The following is a 5,760-nucleotide window of genomic DNA, read 5'->3' as shown; positions in this document are numbered from 1 at the left end:
AGGTCTGCTGCGCGGGGCTGCGGGCCTTCATCTGGATGCCCCAGTCGAGATACAGCTCAAACGTGTTCGTGGTGATGGCGATGTCGCCGAGGCGCAGCACATGAAGCTCCATGTCGTAAGTCGGCAGCTTGTCCGCCTCTTCGAACCGCTTCACGATGCCCTTCTCAAGCTTCAGCATCGTGATGACGCGGTTGTCCGGCTTCTCGACGACGCTGTATTGCGCGATGTTCTTTTTCGCGTCCACATACTCGCGTTCGAGGATCTTGCGCGGCGGCAGTGGCAGGTCTTCAACGATGTGGCCGAAGGACGTATCCGTGCGGATGTCAGCCTTTGCAGCATCGACCGTGTCGTAAACGGCATTGCTGATGCGGCGGCCGAGTTCCTGCTGCCGCGTGAGACCACGCAGGGCGATCATGCGTGCCTCGGCGTCCTTGCGATACTGCGGATGCGGCGATTGATCACCCGCCGCGCTGCACCAGCCGAGCACCGTGAGATCAGGCAGGTTCAATTTGGCCTTCAACTGCTCCCGTGCATCATGCCAGAAGTCGGCGTTGAGCGCGCTGCGGCTCTCCACTTCCTGTGATGGGCACGCGATGTTGATCGCGACGGCTTGAAGCTGCTTTTCCGCATTCCAGAAGAACAGCGTCTCGACACCCGAATCGGAGCCGGCTTCCAGATGCCGGAACCGCGCGTCATTCGTCTTCGCATACATTTGTGCGTGACCATCGGCGAAGACCGAGCGGCGGTTTTCGCCGATCTGGGCAAACCCGAGCGTCCAGCTCACCCCACCCGGCTTGCGCCCCTTCCAAGCCTGCACGGCGGCTTGCGAGAGCCGCTCGACGAGAAATGCAGTGTATTCCACCGGCTGCATGACGCCTTCCTTGGGGATCGAATAGGTGATCAGCGTCTCCTCTGGAATCTCGGACGTCACCGGCGCGGTGTGCGTGTGCGTGGCGGACACGATGACTTTCCTCACATCAAAGTCGGGCAGCAGCGGCTTCAAATGCTGCCGAAACTGCATGAGCACGGAATGATGGATCGCCACAAGATCACAGGAGATGAGAATGCTCTGATCGACCACCTTGCCGCCTTCCACCGACTCAATCGCCACGGCGGCGGCGATAACCGGAGCTTCCACACTTTGCGAAATGCGCGTGCCAAACTGTCCAGCCAGTGCCACCGGCTTGTCCGGCGTGATGCTGACTGTGGCTGAGCCGATGCGGAGTTCGGCGGCGCACAGCGAATTCGTGACAAGAAGTACCAGAAGAAGTCTCATGAGCGACAAACGGACCGCAACAGCCTTTTCTTCGAGCCTCAAGACAAACCCCGTGGACCGGTCGGGTTCGGGAGGACGTTGATTTCCTCTGCGTTCGCTTCGCCCCCCACTAAACCATTGGCACTAGGTGTCTTAAAAGAATCGAATGGAGCCAGCAGTCGGGGTCGAACCGACGACCTGCGGTTTACAAAACCGCTGGATACCTATGTAATACAAAGCGCGAATGAAATCGTAATGGTTTTGTAATGGTTTTTGTTGCGGGTTCATGCAGCCCGGCGCAATCTCCCTCAAGATGAAAGTCACCATCAAGCCGGTCAAAGGACACCCGAATTATAAGTTCCGCGTCACCTTCTCACAAGGCGGCAGCTACCAGCAGAAATATTTCAAGACCAAGGTGAATGCGAAGAGCTTCGCGGACGCCAAGACCGTCGAACTGGAGAACGTTGGCATTGCCGAGCGCGGCGTTTACTCCCGATGAATTCCGCGCCCTGCTCTCCGCCCGCAATCTCAGCAAGGCACTAAATGCCGAGCACGTCACCGACGAGTTCTCATTCAAGGCAGCCGTTGAATTCTACGCCGCCTTTCTCCGCCAGACAAAATCCAGCGTCACGGTCAATCATGCCGTGGCAAAGTTCCTCGACTGGAAGGAGCAGAAGAAGCAAAGCGCCGTTCACCTGCGGAACCTCACCAGCCGCGCCCAGGCCTTCGAGGCAGTTCATGGCAAACGCATCCTGGCGACTCTCACAAAAGACGACGTGGAGAGCTACCTTGCCAGCATCGACGGCACGGCACGCACACAGATCAACCACCGTCTCGTGCTCTCCAATCTGTTCAACTTCGCCGTCGGCAAGAACTGGATGGCAGCAAATCCCACCGCAGCGGTTGAGATCGAAGCCGACGAGAAACCACCCGGCATCTTGTCACCAGATCAAGTTTCCCAATTCCTTCAAAACGCCGATGCTCGCATTGTTCCCGCCTATGCCGTCGCCTTTTTCGGTGGCTTGCGTGAGGCAGAGATTGCCCGCCTCGACTGGCAAGACATCAAGCTGGAGCGTGGTCATATTGACCTATCAGCCACCAAGACCAAGACCGGGCAGCGTCGCCTTGTCGCCATCACCCAAAACCTGAAAGCATGGCTGGAGCCTTACCGCCAAAAGTCCGGCCTCGTTCGTCCTTCGGATCAAGTGTTCCGCAAATGCCGCGAAGCCGCATGCCTTACCGCTGGAATCGAGGCATGGCCTCACAACGCCGCTCGTCACTGCTTTGGCTCGTACCACTACGCTGCACACCAGAACGCCGCAAAGACGGCATCCGAGCTAGGCCACAGTGACACCACGCTCTTGTTCAAGAATTACCGCGAGATTGCCACCAAGGAGGAAGGCGAGGCCTATTTCCAGATCATGCCGCCGAAGACAGCAACAAACATCATACGCATGGAGGTGGCAGCATGAAGAAAGAAAAGCCGCAGGGCAGGACGACGGCAAACCTTTCCACCCTGGAGCGGCCTGAGAATGTGCCAGTGAAACCGTCGGTTGATGATGTGGCTACGATTGCTTCTTTAATAATGGCTGGAGTGAACAGCGCCGGGTTCACAGGAAAAAAGCTGTCGGCGGAAGAACTAGCTATGCTTCGTTCCACAATGGAGGGAGTGGACAGTGATGGGAGCAGGGTCCGCATTGGAGAACTTTCGGAGAGTCAACTGGATAGGATTAAGGAGCTCTGCCAGGCAGGCGCCGTTGAGGCGGTGCGTACAGCGGTGATCGCGGAAACACGTCGCGATCTGGAGCAGTGTGGCATAGCTATGGCTGACGAATTCTATGATGCCCTGAGAAAGCGTGCAAACGCAAGTCGTGCTGCTGAACTTCGGCCGGGTTCTCGTAGAGGCTCCATTAAATATTGGGAAGGCTTGATCGAAATCGTTCAAAATGACAACGGCACGCATAGCGCAGTCCTGCTGGGCGAAGTTCAGAAGGCATACACAAAGATCGTAGAGCCGAAGCATTCAGAACTGTCTGTCGCGCATTCTTTACTGCTCGCTAGCACGAAGGTTATGGGCAAGGAAGGACCACTGGCACAGCTATTCAACGCAGTCCGTTTCGCCCCGGACGACAAGCGGGAGGAAGTGGCATTGAAGGCAAAGGCCGCACTGTGTTTAGTGGTCGATTCCCTCGCTCGTAAACTCCCACACACCCTGCACAAATCCCGCAAACGCATGACATTGCCCGGTCGCGGACAGGTGCCGCTAGCGTTTGTGGCCATTGAAGAGTTTCAGACATGGGTTCTGCGGCATCGTGACCTTCCGACCAAGGGCGAACTGCAACTGCTCATTATCGAGAAGCACCCCAGTTTACCGAAGCTGTCCGCCGCAGCATGGACTCATATATGGGACGACGCCGGACTCGCTATACTGCGCAAGAGTGGGGGGTGGGAGCTGGCAGACGCAAAGGCAAAAGCGAGGGCCAAGCTGGGGAAGATAGGGCAGCCGCGATCAACTACACGAAAACCAAAATAATCGTGTATCACATTCGACGAGCGAGAGAAAACGAAGAATGACTGGATGCAAGGTGGTGCATATCTATGCGGGTGAAAACTTCCCCCTGCACACCGCCGCAACCAACCGCATCACCTTGGACAGACCGCCAGGGACTAGCAAAACACCACGCAGTGAGTGTCCGCACCGTCGACTCGTGGACTGCTCAGAACCTCATCCCATTCCGCCGACTAGGCCGAAGGATCGTCTTTAACCTTGATCAGGTCGAGGCCGCGCTGGCCCGCTTCGATGTGAAAGCAAAGAAGGAAGCCTAATCATCAAACTTAACCCCTCAAAGGCAAGTGTCTGCCCTCGATTATATGAGCGAAAACGACTGTCCCGAGCCCCCAACCAAGCCTGCCTCATGGGGAAAGGGGTGCTTCCTTCACTCGTACATAAACAAAGCGGGGCTCTCGCCGCATGCGTTCCGAGTGTATCTCCTCCTTCGCTGCCGTGCGAACACCGATGGCATATCTTGGGCCGGAATTAAATCAATGGCTGCTGATTGCTTATTTAATCGTAATTTGGTCATGAAGGCGACTACCGAGCTTGAGGAGCGTCGGATGATACGTGTCACGAGGCCAAAAAACGGGGCTCACACCAATACCTATCAGTTGACGGACCCGGAAGAGTGGACTGCAAATCCAGCCCCGGCAAAAGCGGCCCAGTCATCCACAGGGACTGCCCAGTCATCCACAACGGCTATCACCAAAGTGACTACCCGGTCACCCACTATGACTACCCAGTCACGCTCAATGACCGCCCCTTCACCCTCAGTGACTACCCAGTCAGCCACGGTGAGTGGAAGTATATCCAATGGAAGTAAATCCAATGAACTCGCTTCATCTAAATTGAATTCAAATAATTCTATCTCTTCTGAGGGGGGAGCCGAGAGAAATTTTTTGGATCCGGAATGGGAACCCTCCATGTCACCTGAGGAAATTGCTTGGAGGATAGAGGAAGGGGGTTATGCTGACGCCTCAAAGACCGAAGAGGACAGAGCCATATCGCTGATCCAGGATTGCGTGAATGAATGTTTTCGTCGCGGAACGACAAATTGGAAGCAACGAGAGATGGCTTTGATCAAGGATATCGCCTTGGACTACACTGGGGACGAATGCCAGATGGATATTTTTTACCTTGAAGATCACGTCAAGAAACTAAAATCCAGATACAATTCAGTGGAACAAAGAAGGTACACACACAAATGCGCTTTCGATCTTCTCAATAATTGGGAGAAGGAGATCAATCTCGCTGACACTTTTAAAGATTAGAACTTACTGTGCCACATCCTTCTGCTGCGGCATAGTCGAGTGATCGCCGACTCCGGTTATTGTTCTTGGTGCCCTCAGCCCACGATTTGGTCTCAGTGGCGGTTGCGACAGTGCCTGCCGCCGATTTCGAACCAAGGCCCCCATCATCAAGTTCGCGCAACCCATCATCCTTACACCTTTGGCCAAACCGCTGATGGCAGCGTTGCAGACATTTAGGAGATGGTATCGAGTTTCTGGGGTGAGTATGGCCGTCTGGCAGCCGAGGCTTGCAGCCGTCATCGCCGACTCCCTGAGGATCGCGGCCCACCGTTAACGGCACACCTTCATTAGTTTGCCCCAGCATTTTAGTGACGGCACTGACTGAAAACTCAGTGGTTCTGACCTCATCTTAAACTCACCGCTCTGCTCTCCATGAACGCCCACCGCTAACTAGTCTGAACATTACGTGCTTAGACTGCAAAAGTTTTTGGCAGAAAAGGTGGCAATGCGAAGCGAGACGCGGTCCCCATGCCGAAACTTGGTTTCTAAATGCCTATCTAGCGAACTTTCCGACCATAATCTATTGGGAGGAGCCTTAGCTCCTGGCTCGATTGAGCCTTTCCCATCGTGGCATTCTGCCACAATTGTCCGTCACCTGGGCAAATTCAAAGCTTCCTTGTGAAGCAGTGGTGAGCACTGCC

The 5,760-nt window shown here is 55.2% G+C and carries 5 protein-coding genes; 4 read left to right on the top strand and 1 reads right to left on the bottom strand.

Features of this window, described 5'->3' with window-relative positions; genetic code table 11:
• Positions 1-1,276 (bottom strand): hypothetical protein (locus ACIREA_RS25150; RefSeq protein WP_397385077.1); only part of this gene is annotated, 1,276 nt, incomplete at its 3' end.
• Positions 1,277-1,541: 265 nt separating this feature from the next.
• Here ACIREA_RS25150 and ACIREA_RS25145 point away from each other — a divergent pair.
• The 4 genes from ACIREA_RS25145 (at position 1,542) to ACIREA_RS25130 (ending at position 5,080) form a co-directional block, all read left to right on the top strand.
• On the top strand, positions 1,542-1,754 hold the full coding sequence (locus ACIREA_RS25145) for a hypothetical protein (RefSeq protein WP_397385076.1): 213 nt from the start codon (positions 1,542-1,544) through the stop codon (positions 1,752-1,754).
• On the top strand, positions 1,720-2,727 hold the full coding sequence (locus tag ACIREA_RS25140) for a tyrosine-type recombinase/integrase (protein ID WP_397385075.1): 1,008 nt from the start codon (positions 1,720-1,722) through the stop codon (positions 2,725-2,727). The genes ACIREA_RS25145 and ACIREA_RS25140 overlap by 35 nt, the downstream gene beginning before the upstream one ends.
• Positions 2,724-3,788, top strand: coding sequence for a hypothetical protein (locus ACIREA_RS25135; protein ID WP_397385074.1), 1,065 nt, complete (start codon positions 2,724-2,726; stop codon positions 3,786-3,788). The genes ACIREA_RS25140 and ACIREA_RS25135 overlap by 4 nt, the downstream gene beginning before the upstream one ends.
• 338 nt (positions 3,789-4,126) lie before the next feature.
• Positions 4,127-5,080 carry a helix-turn-helix domain-containing protein gene (locus ACIREA_RS25130; RefSeq protein ID WP_397385078.1) on the top strand — a complete coding sequence of 318 codons (954 nt, stop codon included), beginning with the start codon at positions 4,127-4,129 and terminating at the stop codon, positions 5,078-5,080.
• The last annotated feature ends 680 nt before the right edge of the window (positions 5,081-5,760 follow it).

The sequence above is a fragment of the Prosthecobacter sp. genome, from assembly GCF_044373815.1.
In the GTDB taxonomy this organism is placed as follows: domain Bacteria; phylum Verrucomicrobiota; class Verrucomicrobiia; order Verrucomicrobiales; family Verrucomicrobiaceae; genus Prosthecobacter.
The sequence above is the reverse complement of the archived record's forward strand: the minus strand, read 5'-3'. Positions and strand labels throughout refer to the sequence as shown.

What these genes read in the sequence shown, in the direction of transcription:
- ACIREA_RS25145 (WP_397385076.1), top strand. Translation starts at nt 1,542, where the DNA reads ATGCAGCCCGGCGCAATCTCCCTCAAGATGAAAGTCACCATCAAGCCG.
- ACIREA_RS25130 (WP_397385078.1), top strand. Translation starts at nt 4,127, where the DNA reads ATGAGCGAAAACGACTGTCCCGAGCCCCCAACCAAGCCTGCCTCATGG.
- ACIREA_RS25135 (WP_397385074.1), top strand. Translation starts at nt 2,724, where the DNA reads ATGAAGAAAGAAAAGCCGCAGGGCAGGACGACGGCAAACCTTTCCACC.